We start from the raw sequence: 16,886 nt of genomic DNA, 5'->3' as shown, positions 1-16,886 counted from the left end.
CGCGACAAGTGTAACTTACGCTTCGATTTACTATACATCTGTTCATCAGGTTAAAGGAAAAGAGATTGTGATAGAAGGTAAGGGGAACAAGCGTACAATAAAAGTCACCATGCATTATATTGTCAAAATTGAAGGTATGGATAACACAGTACAATTGAAGGATCTTTTGTAAAACTGGAGGTAGAGGGCGCAAATAATTCAGTGAGTTTAAATAACGTAACAAAAGTTAGTATAGAAGGTATGGGGAATAAGATCAATGCAAATAATGTTGATATTGTGAATGTCAAGGGTACTCAAAACCATGTACATTAAAAGTCCTCAAAGAATAAAACAAGAAAAACAGACACAGAAATAGAAGGTGTTGATAATATGGTCATGAAAATTAAATAAACATTTTAATCTTCTTTTGGTATCTAATGAAAAGGACTTATTATTTGATTGGTCCTTTTTATTTTGAGGCTAAAACAAAAAAAAACACGCTGTAAGCGTGCGACAAAATTGTTAAAAATGCAGGTTAATCTTCACCTGATAATAAATCATCTCCATCAAATGTAAACTCGATTACATCGGTGTAACTTTCTAATGTTTGAACTTCAAAATCTTTAATCATCTCTTTGTTTTTTATTTAGTATAAAGATAAGTTTAGTTTTTAATCTCTGGGTAAATTATGTGTGAAGTTTATGTTAAGTATCTTGTATGATTTATTTTGTTAACATTGAAACTCTTTTTTTCTCTATTGGAGCATGAATATTGGGTCGAAATCTGCATTCTTTTAAAAGAAAAACTTATCTTAGTAGAATTACATATTTAGGATCCATTTTCATTTTGGAGCCTATGTTTTTCCTTATTGATCACTAAATGAAACAGTCTTCATGTCAAAATTAATCAATTTAAAAATTTTCAAACAGTTTCTGCAGTCTAGTAACATAGGTGGTATTCTGTTATTTCTCTGTGTTATTCTTTCCTTGATAGTTGCCAATACTCCATTAGCAGATTCATTCAGTAAGTTATTAAATACAACTGTAGGCTTTGAAACAGACCATATTCAATTAAACTATTCAGTATTGCTTTGGATTAACGATGGTTTGATGGCCATATTTTTTCTTTTGGTTGGTTTAGAGATTAAGCGTGAATTGGTTGAAGGAGAATTATCTTCCCCAAAGAAAGCATTGTTGCCCATATTAGCTGCTGTGGGGGGAGCCATTTTACCAGCCCTTATTTATTTGTTTATTAATAAAGGATTACCAACTGAGCATGGTTGGGGCATCCCTATGGCTACAGATATTGCTTTCGCTTTAGCAGTGATTACTTTATTGGGCAATCGGGTCCCAACAAGTCTAAAGATCTTTTTAGCCGCATTAGCAATTGTAGATGATTTGTTGGCTATTTTGGTTATCGCATTGTTTTATAGCGGTGATCTGCACTATAATTATTTGTTCATTGCTTTAGGTATTTTTGCTTTCTTATTATTACTTAACTTTTTTGGTGTTAAGAAAATATGGGCATATTTGATACCGGGTATATTCATTTGGTATTTTATTCACCACTCTGGTATACATGCTACGATAGCAGGGGTCTTGGTGGCACTAACGTTACCGACAAATACCACAGACGATGAGTCACCACTTGAGAAATTGGAACACATACTAACTTCTCCTGTAAACTTTATCATCATCCCTTTATTTGCAATCGCAAATACCAATATTACTATTCATAGCGAAATGGTTCACGGATTGACCACTGCTTTGGGCATTGGAATTATAGGTGGTTTAGTTGTCGGAAAATCTGTTGGAATATTAGGTATATCTTTCATTGCGACGAAATTAAAGTTATGTACGTTGCCGGAAGGTGCAAATTGGAAGCACATTTTTGGAGTAGGTTTACTTGGTGGTATAGGATTTACGATGTCTATCTTTGTATCTATATTAGCTTTTACTGATCCTATGTTAATTGAAGAAGCAAAATTTGCTGTACTGATTGGTTCTTTATTTTCTGGAGCAATCGGTTATTTATTTTTAGCTAGTATTGGCAATAAGAAGATCGCATAATCAAATAAGATTATCTTGATATAAAGCAGTCCTAATTTTTAGGACTGCTTTTTTATGTTTTAAACTTTTCAATCGATTGAACTTCTCTCAACAATAATTATCATTTAGTATTATATAGAATAAAAATGACTTTGATCACTATTTTGAGATAAAGCTTTTTTATTTAGAATTAATGCACAAGGTAGTTCAATCATTTAAATTCATTCTTTAAACTAATGGGTATTAAGTTGAATTGTCTTTTTTTGTTACATGATGTACTTGTTACAATAAGCCTTTATATTTTTATTCGTTAATTATCAAACTGTTATGGTAATGTTAAAAACATTTTTCGTGAATAATTATGAAAAATCAATCGATTGCGTACATTAGGTAACAACTAAACATATGGTGCTAGGGGAGATCCTTTCAATAGGGTTTAGCACTGATTAAATTACCAAATTAAACCTTTTTCACATTATGAGAAAACTATTACAGTTTCTTAATGAGGATCTTATTGATCATAAAAAATCGATAAAATACTCCCTTTGGGCGTCTACAGCGCTCGTATTAATTAGCCATCAGTCATTGGGTAACCCGATGTTAAAATTTGCTGATGCCTCAAGTTATGTGGTCAATGCATCGGTCACGCAAACTCCTATTCGAGGGAAAGTTCAGGATGCTGCGACCAAAGAACCAATCGCCGGGGCAACAGTCAGAGTTGTGGGAAAAACTTTAGCAACCTCTTCCGATGCGGAAGGTAACTTTCAGATTAATGCAGCCTTAAATGATGTTTTAGAAATTACTTATGTTGGCTTTTCAAAGCAATCCGTGAATGTGACTTCAACATCGCTACCACTTGTTGTTGGGATGCAAGGACAAAGTGGTGACCTTGATGAAGTGGTTGTTACTGGTTATAGTACGCAACGTAAGAAAGATCTAACTGGATCTGTTTCAGTTGTGGATGTTAATCAGCTAAAAAGTACACCGGCAGCAAGTGCTGTAGAATCTTTACAGGGACGTGCTACAGGCGTTCAGGTTGTAACAGATGGTGCTCCTGGTGCAACTCCTCAGATAAAAATTCGTGGATATAGTACAATCAATAACAATGAACCATTGTATGTGATCGATGGTGTACCCTACGAAGGGAAGTTAAGTTGGCTGAATCAAAACGATATTGAAAGCTTACAAGTATTAAAGGATGCTTCTGCCGCCTCCATTTATGGTTCACGCGCAAATAATGGGGTTATTATCGTAACTACCAAATCAGGTAAAACTGGTAAACCTCAAATTAATTTTGATAGTTATTATGGTATACAATCTCCTAATAAGAGTCGTTTTCCAAAAATGCTGAGTCCGCAACAAATTTTAGATATTAATAATGGCCTGAGCAAAGGGAATGAAGTTTTACCGGAATATCTGCTCGCTGGGGCTAAAATAGGAACTTCAATCACGCCTGCTGATGTTGATATGTCTAAATACAATTATGCTGACAATAAAGAAGAGTTTTACCAAATTACGAAAGCCAATAAAGCAGGAACCAATTGGTTTGATGCATTGTCTAGAAATGCGCCCACACAATCTTATCAATTAAGTGCTACAGGTGGAGGTGAAAATGCTTCTTATGCAGTTTCTGGAGGTTATTTAGGGCAAGAGGGGACAATTATCCATACTGGATTTGAACGTTTTAATGTGCGGTCAAACACCAATTTCTCAGCTTTTAATAAAAGGTTGCGTTTTGGTGAAAATATGCAATACAGTATGACCAAGGGACATGGTATAGGAGTAAATACAAATACAGCAGGTGATTATATAGGTGAAGGAAGTGCTTTAGGTTTTGCTTACCGGATTAAAAATATTATTCCTGTCTATGACGAAGGAGGTAATTTTGCCGGATCTAAAGGTGGTTGGGGAAATGGAGAAAGTCCTGTTGCTATTGCTTATCGTGCAAAAGACGATGTGAACAAAAGTAATTTGTTTTTTGGAAATGCATTTGGGGAATATGATATAATCAAAGGCTTGACGTTTAAAACGAGCTTTGGTATCAAATATGAAAACTATTATTCGACAGATTATACTTATCCAAATCTAGAGTTTCAAGAAGGTAGTGCCAATAATGGTGTTACAGAAACGTCTGGTTATAATACCGAATGGACTTGGACTAATACATTAAATTACAAGGCTAATTTTAATGATATTCATAAATTAAATGTTTTATTGGGTACGGAGGCTATTGATAATACATATCGTCAGGTTCAGGGTAGAGGAAATGACTTTTTTATTAGTGATAACACCGATTTCTTTTATGTGAGTGCGGCAGCTAAAAAATCTGGTGAAAGCGAAGGTGCTTTTGGCTCCTTATTTTCCATTTTTGGAAAGGTAGATTATTCACTGATGGATCGCTATATTTTTAGTGCTACAGTTCGACGTGATGGATCTTCTAACTTTGGTTCGAATAATAAATATGGTACTTTCCCAGGAGTAAGTGCTGCCTGGCGCCTTTCGGAGGAAAATTTTATGAAAAGCGCTACCTGGTTAAGTGATCTAAAGATTAGAGCGGGTTATGGTATTACAGGAAATCAACGTATACCATCTTTCCAATATCTAAAAAGATATCAGCTTTCGCAAAATTCATCTTCTTATCCGATAAACAGTGCATTGGTGAGCGGGATGTGGATTAGTGATTACCAAAATGAGAATGTAAAATGGGAGCAGGTGAAATCATTGAATATCGGTTTAGATTTTTCAATATTAAATGGCAAATTTGACGGATCATTTGATTGGTATAATAAAAAGACTTCCGATATGCTCTTTGCGTTACCTCTTCCAGCAACTGCGGCAGGTAGGGGTGCATCACCTTATTTGAATATTGGTGATATGCAGAATCAGGGAATTGAACTTTCGGTCAATTACCATCATCAGCAGAAAGATCCAGACAAATTTAATTTTGATTTAGGAGTGAATTTTTCTAGAAATAAAAATGAAATCTTGTCCTTAGCCCCTGGAGTGGATGAAGTGATTTACGGTGCATTTAGAAGTATGGAAACTTCTGTTATGAAGACTGGTCAACCTTTTGGTGCATTCTATGGATATCAAGTAGCTGGAATTTATCAAAATGCAAGCGAATTGGCTAATTTACCTTCTTATGATAAGGCACGGGTTGGAGGTTTTAGATATCAAGACTTAAATGATGATGGTAAAATTGATGCAAATGATAGAACGGTGATCGGAAGTCCTCATCCTGATTTCACCTATTCTATTAATTTTAATGCCAATTACAAAAATTTTGATATGATGATGTATTTCTACGGATCTCAGGGAAATCAAAATTATGAAGCGACTCGTTATTTTACGGATATGGGTGTATTTGACGGACAAAAAAGTGTTCGTGTACTGGATGCGTGGTCAGAAAAAAATACTTCAGGCACAGTTCCGAAGCAAGAACTACCAGGCTATGCTTTTGTAGATATCGAATCAGCGTCATCAACTTATTATATTCAAGATGCAAGCTTTTTTAAAATGAAAAATCTGCAAGTCGGTTATAACTTCAAAACGGAGAAATTATTTGGTGCAGACACGGGAATTAAAAAATTGCGTGCTTATCTGGGTGTGACCAATTTGTTTACCATAACTAAATATGAAGGATTAGATCCGGAGATTACAGCAACACCTTCAAAATATCCAGCACTGGGTGTAGATTTCGGAGTGTATCCACAATCTAGACAATATATGTTGGGCGTGAGTTTAGGATTTTAATTTAATTTTTAAAGTGAGTAAAATGAAAAATATAAAGATATTAATTGGTATTGCTGGGTTAGCAATAGTGGGGATAAATGGTTGCGGTAAAGGTTTTCTGGAGAAAAACCCTCAGGGTCAACTCATCGAAGAGCAGGTCAGTATTAAGAAAGGTGTGGAGTCATCATTAATAGGTGCTTATGCAATTCTCAATGGAAATGTAAACGGTACCTGGGGCAACTATGCATCGGCTCCTAGCCAATGGGTGTTTGGAGAAATGATATCGGATAATGCCCACAAAGGCTCTACTCCAACCGATCAGCCGAATATGAATAGTTTAGTAAACTTTGCTCCATTTTCATCAAATGACAATTTGAGTACGATGTGGCAGGTGTATTATGAAGGTGTTCTTAGAGTTAATAGTACCTTAAAGCTACTGGCTCAGGATCAAGCAGCAGGTAAAACTGTTCCTGCTGAGCGTGCTAAACAAATTGAAGGAGAAGCGAAAATGTTGCGCGCCCATTATTATTTTCTGCTTTGGCGTGTATTCAAAAATATTCCCATTATTGATGAAAATGTATCGATAGAGGACGCGAAAACGATTAAAAATGATCAAGATATTTTACCTTTAATCGAAAGTGACCTTAAAACTGCTGTTGCAAACTTACCTACAACCAAAATTAATAGTGAGGCTGGACGTATGGATCAATTTGCTGCAAATCCTATTTAGGAAAGTTTTACCTCTATCAGAAAAAATATAAAGAAGCTCTTGATTTATTTAAAGATGTTTTGGCAGGAAGAGATATTACTGCTATGCCATTCCAAGATAATTATGATGTATTGAAAGAAAATGGTCCTGAAGCGATCATGGTAGCTAAACATGTCATTAATCCAGATGGTTCGGGAGACAATGGTAATGTTGGTGATATGTTAGGTGGTTTAAATGGCGGACCTGTTGGTTGTTGTGGATTTTATCAGCCCAGTATTGATTTAGTCAATGCTTATAAAGTTGATGCCGATGGTCTTCCTTTATTAGATGGTTCTTATCGTACTAATCCATATATTTCAGATTTGACATTGACAGGCGCAGCTCTCGATAATTATAAAGTTAACATTAATTTACGTTTTGATCCACGATTAGATTATACCGTTGGTAGAAGAGATGTTAGTTATTTGGATTATGGAATTTTTCCTGGAGATCCTTGGTTAAGATCTGATAAAGGAGCCCGCCCCCATGCGGGACCATTTTCAGGACTGAAAACAATGATTCCCAAAGCACTCTTTTCGGGTCATACCTCAAATGATGGAGCTTATTTGACTGATTTAGATGTTAACATTATCAGATTGGCAGATGTTATCTTAATGGCTGCTGAATGTGAGGTCGAATTGAACAATTTATCTGAAGCTTTAAAGTATGTTAATTTCGTCCGCTTAAGAGCTGCAAAATTACCCGCAAAAACGACTTCCGATGGTTCTCCAGCAGCAGTATATGTTGTAAAGCCATATCCTACTTTTCCTTCGCAGGATTACGCACGTAACGCAGTTCGTTTTGAGCGTCGCTTAGAATTGGCAATGGAAGGGCATAGGTTTTATGATTTGGTAAGATGGGGAACTGCGAAACAGGTAATTGAGAGCTATTCTGCATTTGAAGGTGGATTTTTGCCCACATTTAAAGGTATTACATTTACACCCAACAAGAATGAAATTTTCCCGATTCCGCAAGTTGAAATCAATGCAAGTATGGGGAACCTAAAACAAAATACAGGTTTCTAGTAATAATAAAAAACAAATACACAATAAAGGGTTCTTCACGTAATGAAGAACCCTTTATTATTCGCAGTTAGACTGTCCTGAAATTATCGCATTCTATTGTAAGAGTTTGAGAAATCATATGATTACACGAAATGTTTTAAACGCAATTAAAGTCGTTTTAGGTCTGTGATAAATGCATCAACATATTGTTCATCTGTCGCCCATGAAGTTATCAATCTAATGGCAGCATGATCTTCATCTATTTCCTTCCAAACAAAGAATAAATAATGTTCATTAAGTTTTTTAATGGTATCTTTTGGTAAAATTGGAAAGATTTGATTTGTTGTAGAATTTGTTAAAAAAGAAAAACCTTTAGATCTAACAGTAGTTGCTATTTTCATAGCCATTTTGTTGGCATGATCTGCCAATTCGAAATATAGATCTTCCTTAAATAATTCAAAGAACTGAATAGCAAGTACACGTCCCTTAGCTAACATTGCACCTCTTTGTTTCAGTACGTATTCAAAATCTTCAGCTAGATGAGGGGCTCTAAAAATAACAGCTTCTCCTAATAATGCTCCATTTTTCGTTCCACCGATATAGAATACATCTGTTAACCTTGCAACATCAGCTAGTGTCAGATCATTGTCTTGAGCCATTAAAGCATGTCCCAATCGAGCACCGTCAAGAAATAGCAATAGATTATTTGCAAGGCAACATGCCGCCAAATCTTCTAATTCTTCTTTGAGATATATCGTGCCGATTTCAGTTGAGTTAGAAATATAAACCATCCTAGGTTTTACTACATGCGGTTTTAGCGCATATTCTTGCAATGCTTTTTCAATAGCAGCTGGATTTAGTTTGCCATCAGTTGTTTCTACAGTAATAACTTTATGACCGGTAGCCTCGATAGCTCCTGTTTCATTGGCTGCAATATGTCCGGTTTTAGCACTGATGACTGCTTCATGTGGACGCAAGAGAAAGGAAATAACAATAAGATTGGTTTGCGTACCTCCAGAAAGAAAATGTATCGTAGCAAGTGGATTGTTAATCTTCTTTTTCAAGATTTCTTTTGCTTGGGTAGCATATTCATCATCCCCGTAGCCAAGTTGCTGTACGAGATTTGTTTCTATTAATCTATTTAGAATATTTGGGTGTGCACCCTCTGAATAGTCATTTTTGAAATTGTACATTTTTTTATTTTAAAGTTTTCGGGAAAAAGCCGTATCGGTTGAATACTAAGCTTTTATAGAGATAATCAAAGAAGTCAGGTAACGATTTGGTAACGGTGCTTATTGCTTTATTTTTCAACGTGTTTCCGTTAGCTTAAAGCAAATATACAAAATTTTAATTTTTCGTTATCAATATATTTATGCAGTTTCTACTCTTCATATATACTTTGAATATTTCTAACAGTTGATTTTAAATCATCAATCAAGCTTTGAGGTTTAAGTACTTCAAGGTTTTCTCCAAAGGATAAAAGTTCCATAAAGAAATCGTGTGTAATGAATAGTTTGAGCTGTATTCTTAATTCATGTTCATTGTCTATCAAAATTTGTTGAGAATCGTGTAACGGTAATGATTTGATATATTTCCCTTGGAATGCATTGAAAGAAAGAATTACATCTTCTGGCTTATGACCGTTCGGACTGATAATACCAAAGCAGTATCTATAATGTTCATTTACATCAAAATCCTGTGGAAAGTTGAATTTCTTATTCAAAATTTCTAAATCTGTTAAACGGTCAAGGGCAAAACTCTTTATCTTATCATCACCTAAATCTTTTGATAAGACATACCATCTGTTTTTGAATTCTTTCAGAGCATATGGTTCTACTATGCGTTCAGTTAACTCATCTTCCCAATATTTTTGATACACAAATTTTATTTGAATCTGATTTTAATAGCATGAAGTACTCCATACAGATGTTCAGTACCTTGAGGTTTCCGTTTTTCAAAATGAATATGCTTAGAAAGCCTATCTGTTAAATTCAAAGCATTAAAGGTGTCGAAAGCTTCTAATATCCTTTCATTTGCTTCTGGTTGTTCATCAAAATCTATGTAATAGACTTTTTTAGAAAAGTCAAACAAAATATCGATATTGTATAAAGAACGAATATCGTCTCTATCTCGTTGAAATGTACGCTTTGAAATATTGAAATTGTAAGCTTGAATTTCTGATTCCAAGGCAAGATATTCTTCAATTTCAGCAAATGTTGCAGGTCGTTTTCTTAATTTTTTTATGATGATATTATACCTTGCTATTGATTCTCTTTTTGACATAACTTATGATAAATAGATGCGTTAATATACTGAATGTTTTTGTATTTTGTTTTTCCATAGTTGGAATGATTGTGACCAAATATGTGGTATTTTGGTGCCAACTGAAATATAAAATTACTAATTTCTTCACTGCCAAATCCATTGTCTAGAATACCGTAAGGAGGATAATGTGACGCAATGATGTCAATTTTATTTTTCGTTTCAATACCATTATAAAAAGGGAAAGCACTGATTCCCATTATGTTTATTTCACTTATTACTATCGCTTCGTCATTTAACCAAATAATGTCTTTAGGAATCAATCTTTTACCCCATTCTGGTTCTAGCTCGAAAGGCAAATCATGATTTCCGTGAATAAATATTTTATGTGGTATTTCTAATTGAGCGTACCATTTAAAAAATCCAAAACTTCATCCATATCTCCTGCATTACAAATATCTCCACAATGAATTACAATCTGAATGTTTTTAGGAATATCGATTAAACGATGTTTGCCATGCGTATCTGATAACAATAAAATGTTTTGGCTTTTAATTTTAATCGTGTGCATAGCCAAATCCAATTTTAGTTGTTTTTGTTATTATGGATTCCTCGCTACAAAATGAATGTATTTCTTCAAAGTTGGTCATTGTTCCGTGAACGATTTCCTGTATTTCACTTTTACGAATAATATTATCTATCTGTCCACCTGAAAAGTCAAATTTATCTGCGAGTATTTGACAACTCTTTTCATCTAAATGTGATAATTTTGATTTCCATATTTTAGCTCTTACCTTTTTTGTGGGTTTCTTGAACGGTACTTTAAATAAAAATCTTCGTTCAAAAGCAGTGTCCAAATTATTAGCTAAGTTGGTAGTTGCCATTAAAATACCTTCAAAGTTTTCAAGCTCTTCCAGTATAATATTTTGAATAGCATTTTCAGTTTGAGCCACATTGGAATTACTGTTTTCTATCCTTTTAGAAATAATGGCATCAGCTTCATTGAAAAGTAAAATAGGTGTTAGTTTAGATTCTTTTGCATAAGCTCTGTAATCTGTGAAAATACGTTTAATGATTTTTTCACTTTCGCCAAACCACATGGATTTTGACTGACTGATTTCCACTTTCATTATTTCTCTGTCTGTAGCTTTTGCCAATTGTTTTACAATTTCGGTTTTTCCTGTTCCAGGTGCGCCATGTAACAAAACTGCAATTCCTTTGGGTAAACCTTTATTTGTTAGTCTTGTCTGTGTTTCATTAAACTTGTCTTCTTGAAGTAAATTTTGAAGTGTTTCTAATTGATTCATCTCGCCCCTATCAAAAACCAATTCACGATAAACAATTTCCGAGGGAATAATGATATTATCTTTTCTCTTTTTGTTTAGAAAAAGTTTAATGTCACAATCATTCAGAAGTTGAAGAGAAGTGTCCGTCAATCTCATTTCTGTATCATTGAAAAATTGAGCTTCTATAATTTCAACCAAATTATTGTTAATAAGGATATGATTGCCAGATAACAATTTTTGTACTTCATTTACTCTCTCTGATGGACTATCATAAATACCCTCCAAAGCTCTTCCTATATCTGTAGATTCGTTTCCTGACACTGTTTTCCATATCAAGTACAAAAAAGATAAGTGTCTTCTGTGCTTAAACTGAATTGTTTTACTTTTTCTATCAATGGAAAATGAGTGTTGTGTACAATCAATTTTTCAACTTCCCGAAATAATTCAAAGGTTGAAATTTTATCATCGTCTCGTTGGTCACCCAATTTGTATAATTGTTCTAACAAATCTATTATGCCATTTATCCTTTTTTTATTGATTTTGGGAAAAGGTTTGTTTTCCAAAATGGCTTCTGTGATTTTTTCGTGAATAACAAATTGGTCATTAGCTCCTGCTAATTTCACACGGTGTCTCGATTTCTTTTTTTCAAAAATCCCAACTTTATTTAAATACTCGAAATCATCGCTGTATTCCAAAATTTTCATTGGATTACAATCAAAATATTCTATCAAATCGTTCAAATCGACAGTATCTCCTTTGTAGTTTAAAGCAAAAACCATTGCAATAAAAAAGGTTTGATTATCCGATGTTTTGAAATATTGGGAAAGTGTATCTAGTTCGGATTTGATGCTTTCAAAAAATGAATTTTCAAGCTTACAATTTTTTGATTGTTCGTACACTTTCCCAATGCTTTCCAGAATTTGTTTCTTTGTGATACTTTCCATAAACCTATCTTTTTTGACAAAGGTATATCCAGAGTAAGACAAAGTGTGTCGTGGTTTATATTAGCCTTTTATATTCTTTTTAAAATTCTGTAGTAATGATAATATATTTTCTTTACCAACAGGATTCTGACTATGTACATCAAATTTGGGCAATCGAAAATTATTATCTAAACAATAATTTACTAACCATTTAGCACAATCATACCCACTCTCTTCGAGTCCTAAATCGTGGTCAAAAGAAATGAAATCAGGCAGTCCACTATCAGTAATGTAAGTTACAAACTCCGTATAAGAACGAACTCCTATGTGTCCTTCTGGGATTGGTCTCAAATCATCAAGATAAAGTTTTTTCATTGAGTTTGTCTTCGGTGTTTAGCTCTATAATATAGTCAAATACAGAATTTCTATTTTCAAATTCTTGTTTATTATACCAATCGTTGTTTTGTGTACAAACATATTTACTGGAGTTACAATCAAATGCAATTTGATTGTAGTTCAATTCAAAAAACTTCCAATCATTAACCGAACGTTGCGGATAATATGAAATATCAGTTAATCTATTTTGAGTTTTTAATTCGATAAATAAAGAATAAGAATAATATTCATTGTGATAGCCACTTGTAGTTGTTGAACCTAGCAGAAGTATGTCAAATTCACTATCCCATCTTATTAGCTTTTGATTTCCACAAGCGGAAATCATTTCAAATTGTTTTATGAAATAATATCTCCAGTCATTTTTATCAGAAAATTCATCAACTATTTTTTGTAAATCGATAGTAAGATTTAAAACAGATACTTTATCAACAAGCTGTTTTAAATATGCTCGTTTTTCGTTATTATCTCTTAGGAGCCTCTTCCAACTAATATCACGTTCATTATCGATTATAAAGCTGTGATTTCTTCCTTTACTCAACAAATAATCCCCTATGGCTAACAAGGCTCTTTCAAAAAGAAAGTTTTCAAAATTATTCAATCCTGTTGTTCCAAATATTGCTTTTGATTTTTCTGCATATTCCTTAAAACTATTCAGGTTAGGCTCATCATTTATCTGACACCAATGCAATAAAAATCCGATTTGTCCATTGAAATATTTATGATTTTCAATTTCAATAATTGTATTTTTCCAATCCTCATTTTGTGTAATAAGTTTCGCTTTTAGTTTTTCTTCTATAATTTGCTCACTAATGAAACCCGAAAGCGAATTAATTTGTATTTCTGCGAAGTGATCAACGATTGAATTTCTATATTGCAACAATTCGTTTATAGAACGTAGAGCATTTGCAAACTCATTAGCATTATTGAATAAATAGGGTCTGCTACCTTCTACCAGATTACGAACAACACGCAACCAACTTTTCAATTTTTCAATTTCAATATTTTTTTCCGATGCCAAATATTGATAATAAGCAAAAGCAATAACCAAATCAGGATATGATAAGTCATTTTAATTGTACCATTAAAAATTTCTTGCTCATTCACATAAGTGGTTTCTGAAATAAATGTATTCAATCCATCTTTATCAGACAATTTATTTAAAGTAGCTTTCAATGTTGTAAAATACTCCTCATCAAAACAACCTAACTCCAAATATTGATTGAATGAAATTGTATCGCTTCCTCTCAATAAATCAACGTTGGCTCTGAAATTATTACTTTTGATATCTGCTTTAAGCGTATAATTAATTACTGCCTTTGTTCTGAAAAAATTCAGAAGCTGTTCGTCAAAAATGTTTTCGGTTTTATCACGATAATTCCAAAACAAATCTGTCCAAAGAGTATCTATTTGATGTGAAAATGTCTCTGTTGGCTCAACGTAATTTTCCCAATCATTTTGTTTGATGTATTGTTCAAACTTTGCTTTGAAGTTTTCAAAATCAGTAAGAGGTTTACCTCTTGCGTTCATTTTGATATACAAATCATCGGAAAGTCCGAAGTTTTGTAATTCTATGTAATGAAAACTAATATTGTTGAGCTTGTCCCAAACTTCCGTTTTGTCTTGAAACGTTTGCTGAATAGCATCTAACATTCTAAGCATTGATTTTATTGTCGGGTCTCTTTTCCAAGAAAGGAAAAACCAAGAGCTGTCAATAATTGTCTTGGATAGTTCGTTATTCTTTGGTTTTATTTTTTCTTTATCGTGATAATCTGTTTCTAACAAATTATCAAAATCAATTCCTTTATTGATTAAATCGTTGCAAAATTCACGTGAGCTGGTACGTGTTTCGTAAGTGAATTTTGTCAAGAGTTTTTTCAATTCATCGTCTAACTTATTTTCTTTGGTAGCAACGAACCAATGCAACAAAAACAAAGTTGTTAATCGCTGTTGCCCGTCAAGAGGTTGCAAAGTTGTATTACCCTCTTTATCCTTTTTAACACTTCCGTAAACAAAATCTAACTCTAATTTTTTACCATCAACAACTTCAAGCAAAGCATTCAAAAAATTAGTTCTTATATCTGCTTTTCCCTCTCTGCCTTGAGCGTAATCACGCTGTATAATAGGAATTTCAATTTTATGCATACTAATTAACTCACGAAAAGTTAATTTTTCTGATGTTGGATTATTGTTCATTTTCAGTTAATTCGGTTTGAGGTAAATATTCAGTAATTACTTCTTGTATCTTTTTAAAATATGATGTTCTGTCGTTTTCATTCCATACTTCAATATCTTTTACGTTGGTGGAATAATATTTCATAAAAACATTCTTTGTACAAATTGGAATAAAAGTTCCTTCAATTTCTCTTTCGATTATCTTTTTCCTCTTTTCTTTAAATGAATCGTTTTTATAAGAACGATTTGTTCCCCTGTCCAACAGACAAAGATTTTGCAAGCTATTATCTTCTTCGCCTAAAACATAATCGATAATGTATTCAAACTCATTTTCGTCAATGGTTTTGCCTGATTGTATGATTTGTTCAATTTGATTATTTCTGTCTTTATCTTGATGATTTTCTGTTTTAACAAAGTTGTTTCTCAGCCAATCAGCTTGATTTTCCTTTTTCACTTTCACTTCTGTTGCAATAGCGTGAATATGTTCAACGTCCCAAAACTCTTTTTTATAACGGTCAAAAGGAAAACGATTAGTTTCGTTTTCATTATTGAGCATTGTTTGAATGTTGTGCAGTAATAAAATTTCAGGTACATATCCTCCGTTATATTCTACTTCTTCAAAATTCACTTTTCTAAATTTGGATTGTATTTCTTGGTTTATCCAATTTGCAAATTCTGTTTTTGACCTTTCTTTTTTTTCGTTAAGAATATTTTTAATGTTTGTTCTAGTTGCAATCAGACAGCCGATTTTATGATACAATTCTCTGTCATTGAACCATTCTTCAAGTGTTTGAAAATATTTTTTAATATCCTGCCAATTATCGTTTATTTCGTTTTCTGATTTGATCTTAAATTTTTCAGCAAAAAAACGGAAAGTAGAATACTCATCATTACCAAATATTTCAACAATTGTTTGATGAGTTTTTCTTCTCTCATCAATTTGTTCTTTTGTCTTTATTCCCAAGCGTTTTCTTTCTTCCATCTCTTTATCCTCTGCTTGTGCTACTTCATACATTAAATTGAAAATAAACTCAATTCTTGTTGCTAAGTTGTTTTCATTTTTGTTGATGAAATACCAAAATGAATCGCCCTGTAGAGCATATTCAATTCTGTCCCATTCTGATGCAATTTCTAATTGTTTCAAACGCAGTTTCTCTGTGTCTGCATTTGTAAAATTGGAACTGTTCAAAAACAAAGCCTTTATCAATTCCGCATTTGTTAGTGGAATTTTCCGCTGTTTATTCTTGTGAAAATATCAATTGAATCTTCGGTTTTTGAAGTTTCGTACCAAATAACCTTTGTAAAATCATTAAATTTCAATTCAAATGATTTTTCTACTTTTTTTCTTTGAACCAACTCTTAATAGTTTGATAAGCAATTGATATGTGGAAATAGTCAATATTTGAATTGTCCTTTTCTATCTTTCCCAACTCATTTTTTAAGTAGTTTGCAGAACCTTCTCGTGTTTCATATTCTAACTCAAACAGTTTAACTCTTCCTTCTTCTGTATATCTTTGGTTCAAATAATACAAGATTAGATAAATTGTAGTTAATCTTTGTTGTCCGTCAATTACATCCCATTCATTTTCATCTTTTTGTTTTACTACTATTGGCTGTAAACAATACCAAGTTTTTTCATCAGAATTAGCAATTTCTTTTGGTGAAAATTCATTAATGTCATTCAACAAATCTGTTACTTGTTGTTCTGTCCAACGATAACCTCTCTGATAAGACGGGATATGGAAATTACATTTCAGCAATTCGCTGATTGTTTTTATTGATATGTTGTTGTTCATTTTTCAATATTGTTTATACTTTGCAAATGTATCAAAAACAATTCAGCACAAGCTTTAGCATCGCTTAAAGCGTCATGATGATTTAATGAAATTTTGTGGTGCATACATAATGAAGCTAAATTTTGTCTAAAAATGCGATACGTACAATGTTTTTCATATTTGGGATTTTCCATGCCATAATATTCCAATGTTTTTTCTAAAACTGGAAAATCAAAGGACAAGCCATTGTGGGCTACAACGGCTTGTCCTTTGATATAAGGTTCTAATCTGTGCCAGACTTTGTCGAAAGTGAGAGCTTCTTTTGTCATGTCTGGAGTAATGCCATGAATATCAATAAATCTCCCCCAATAATAGTTATCAGGCGGTTGTACTAATAAGTTAATTTCATCAGTGATAATACCATTATTGACACGAACAAGTCCAACCTGACAAATACTCCAACGATAACCTTGTGCAGTTTCAAAGTCTATTGCGGTAAAACATTCCATTTACAAAGAAGGTGCATGTTTTCCTTTGTGTGAGCCATTTGGGTGTCTCATA

18 protein-coding genes are annotated in these 16,886 nt (G+C 33.1%); 5 read left to right on the top strand and 13 right to left on the bottom strand.

Features of this window, described 5'->3' with window-relative positions:
• The first annotated feature begins 153 nt into the window (after positions 1 to 153).
• The 5 genes from L950_RS36985 (at position 154) to L950_RS31500 (ending at position 7,532) form a co-directional block, all read left to right on the top strand.
• On the top strand, positions 154 to 312 hold the full coding sequence (locus tag L950_RS36985; protein WP_084825334.1) for a DUF3060 domain-containing protein: 159 nt from the start codon (positions 154 to 156) through the stop codon (positions 310 to 312).
• 560 nt (positions 313 to 872) lie between these two features.
• On the top strand, positions 873 to 2,048 hold the full coding sequence (nhaA, locus tag L950_RS01355) for a Na+/H+ antiporter NhaA (protein WP_021191514.1): 1,176 nt from the start codon (positions 873 to 875) through the stop codon (positions 2,046 to 2,048).
• Positions 2,049 to 2,504: 456 nt separating this feature from the next.
• Positions 2,505 to 5,780, top strand: coding sequence for a SusC/RagA family TonB-linked outer membrane protein (locus tag L950_RS01350; protein ID WP_021191513.1), 3,276 nt, complete (start codon positions 2,505 to 2,507; stop codon positions 5,778 to 5,780).
• Between the two features lie 22 nt (positions 5,781 to 5,802).
• Entirely contained in the window at positions 5,803 to 6,489 is a 687-nt protein-coding gene (locus L950_RS31505) for a RagB/SusD family nutrient uptake outer membrane protein (RefSeq protein WP_231576758.1), read from the top strand.
• A 59-nt stretch (positions 6,490 to 6,548) separates the two neighbouring features.
• Positions 6,549 to 7,532, top strand: a complete 984-nt coding sequence (locus L950_RS31500) for a RagB/SusD family nutrient uptake outer membrane protein (protein ID WP_231576757.1) — start codon at positions 6,549 to 6,551, stop codon at positions 7,530 to 7,532.
• 146 nt (positions 7,533 to 7,678) lie between these two features.
• Here the strand turns inward: L950_RS31500 and L950_RS01340 are convergent, their stop codons facing one another.
• The 13 genes from L950_RS01340 to L950_RS01285 form a co-directional block, all read right to left on the bottom strand.
• Complete coding sequence (locus L950_RS01340; protein WP_021191512.1) at positions 7,679 to 8,704, bottom strand: threonine aldolase family protein; 1,026 nt, start codon at positions 8,702 to 8,704, stop codon at positions 7,679 to 7,681.
• Between the two features lie 188 nt (positions 8,705 to 8,892).
• Positions 8,893 to 9,390 carry a helix-turn-helix transcriptional regulator gene (locus tag L950_RS29190; protein WP_197086165.1) on the bottom strand — a complete coding sequence of 166 codons (498 nt, stop codon included), beginning with the start codon at positions 9,388 to 9,390 and terminating at the stop codon, positions 8,893 to 8,895.
• Between the two features lie 5 nt (positions 9,391 to 9,395).
• The gene (locus tag L950_RS29185) at positions 9,396 to 9,794 is read right to left on the bottom strand and encodes a hypothetical protein (protein WP_197086164.1); all 399 of its coding nucleotides are present in this window, start codon (positions 9,792 to 9,794) and stop codon (positions 9,396 to 9,398) included.
• Positions 9,773 to 10,132 (bottom strand): metallophosphoesterase, encoded by a 360-nt coding sequence (locus L950_RS01330; protein WP_031289225.1) that lies wholly within the window; start codon positions 10,130 to 10,132, stop codon positions 9,773 to 9,775. Before L950_RS01330 ends, L950_RS29185 begins: the two co-directional genes overlap by 22 nt.
• A 38-nt stretch (positions 10,133 to 10,170) precedes the next feature.
• Positions 10,171 to 10,344 (bottom strand): hypothetical protein, encoded by a 174-nt coding sequence (locus L950_RS01325; protein WP_156169479.1) that lies wholly within the window; start codon positions 10,342 to 10,344, stop codon positions 10,171 to 10,173.
• On the bottom strand, positions 10,331 to 11,380 hold the full coding sequence (locus L950_RS29180; RefSeq protein ID WP_197086163.1) for an ATP-binding protein: 1,050 nt from the start codon (positions 11,378 to 11,380) through the stop codon (positions 10,331 to 10,333). Before L950_RS29180 ends, L950_RS01325 begins: the two co-directional genes overlap by 14 nt.
• A gap of 11 nt (positions 11,381 to 11,391) precedes the next feature.
• Positions 11,392 to 12,003, bottom strand: a complete 612-nt coding sequence (locus L950_RS29175) for a hypothetical protein (protein WP_021191510.1) — start codon at positions 12,001 to 12,003, stop codon at positions 11,392 to 11,394.
• A gap of 60 nt (positions 12,004 to 12,063) precedes the next feature.
• Entirely contained in the window at positions 12,064 to 12,357 is a 294-nt protein-coding gene (locus L950_RS01310) for a cyclic-phosphate processing receiver domain-containing protein (protein WP_021191509.1), read from the bottom strand.
• Positions 12,338 to 13,426, bottom strand: a complete 1,089-nt coding sequence (locus tag L950_RS01305; protein WP_031289224.1) for a hypothetical protein — start codon at positions 13,424 to 13,426, stop codon at positions 12,338 to 12,340. The genes L950_RS01310 and L950_RS01305 overlap by 20 nt, the downstream gene beginning before the upstream one ends.
• Positions 13,360 to 14,571, bottom strand: a complete 1,212-nt coding sequence (locus tag L950_RS25640) for a DUF262 domain-containing protein (protein WP_052764280.1) — start codon at positions 14,569 to 14,571, stop codon at positions 13,360 to 13,362. Before L950_RS25640 ends, L950_RS01305 begins: the two co-directional genes overlap by 67 nt.
• A complete protein-coding gene (locus L950_RS28325) occupies positions 14,561 to 15,694 on the bottom strand; it encodes a DUF1524 domain-containing protein (RefSeq protein WP_156169478.1) in 1,134 nt (377 codons plus the stop codon). Before L950_RS28325 ends, L950_RS25640 begins: the two co-directional genes overlap by 11 nt.
• A gap of 190 nt (positions 15,695 to 15,884) precedes the next feature.
• Entirely contained in the window at positions 15,885 to 16,346 is a 462-nt protein-coding gene (locus tag L950_RS28320; protein ID WP_037527127.1) for a DUF262 domain-containing protein, read from the bottom strand.
• Positions 16,343 to 16,834 (bottom strand): 3'-5' exonuclease, encoded by a 492-nt coding sequence (locus tag L950_RS01285; protein WP_021191507.1) that lies wholly within the window; start codon positions 16,832 to 16,834, stop codon positions 16,343 to 16,345. Before L950_RS01285 ends, L950_RS28320 begins: the two co-directional genes overlap by 4 nt.
• Between the last annotated feature and the right edge of the window lie 52 nt (positions 16,835 to 16,886).

Origin of the sequence: Sphingobacterium sp. IITKGP-BTPF85 (assembly GCF_001006065.1) — a bacterium.
Lineage (GTDB): Bacteria > Bacteroidota > Bacteroidia > Sphingobacteriales > Sphingobacteriaceae > Sphingobacterium > Sphingobacterium anhuiense.
The sequence above is the reverse complement of the archived record's forward strand: the minus strand, read 5'-3'. Positions and strand labels throughout refer to the sequence as shown.

Bases quoted from the DNA above. Each gene is read 5' to 3' on its own strand.
- L950_RS29175 (WP_021191510.1), bottom strand. From the start codon at position 12,003: ATGGAAAGTATCACAAAGAAACAAATTCTGGAAAGCATTGGGAAAGTG.
- nhaA (WP_021191514.1), top strand. From the start codon at position 873: ATGTCAAAATTAATCAATTTAAAAATTTTCAAACAGTTTCTGCAGTCT.
- L950_RS29185 (WP_197086164.1), bottom strand. From the start codon at position 9,794: ATGTCAAAAAGAGAATCAATAGCAAGGTATAATATCATCATAAAAAAA.
- L950_RS31505 (WP_231576758.1), top strand. From the start codon at position 5,803: ATGAAAAATATAAAGATATTAATTGGTATTGCTGGGTTAGCAATAGTG.
- L950_RS28320 (WP_037527127.1), bottom strand. From the start codon at position 16,346: ATGAACAACAACATATCAATAAAAACAATCAGCGAATTGCTGAAATGT.
- L950_RS01310 (WP_021191509.1), bottom strand. From the start codon at position 12,357: ATGAAAAAACTTTATCTTGATGATTTGAGACCAATCCCAGAAGGACAC.
- L950_RS01325 (WP_156169479.1), bottom strand. From the start codon at position 10,344: ATGCACACGATTAAAATTAAAAGCCAAAACATTTTATTGTTATCAGAT.
- L950_RS01340 (WP_021191512.1), bottom strand. From the start codon at position 8,704: ATGTACAATTTCAAAAATGACTATTCAGAGGGTGCACACCCAAATATT.
- L950_RS25640 (WP_052764280.1), bottom strand. From the start codon at position 14,571: ATGAACAATAATCCAACATCAGAAAAATTAACTTTTCGTGAGTTAATT.
- L950_RS01285 (WP_021191507.1), bottom strand. From the start codon at position 16,834: ATGGAATGTTTTACCGCAATAGACTTTGAAACTGCACAAGGTTATCGT.
- L950_RS01350 (WP_021191513.1), top strand. From the start codon at position 2,505: ATGAGAAAACTATTACAGTTTCTTAATGAGGATCTTATTGATCATAAA.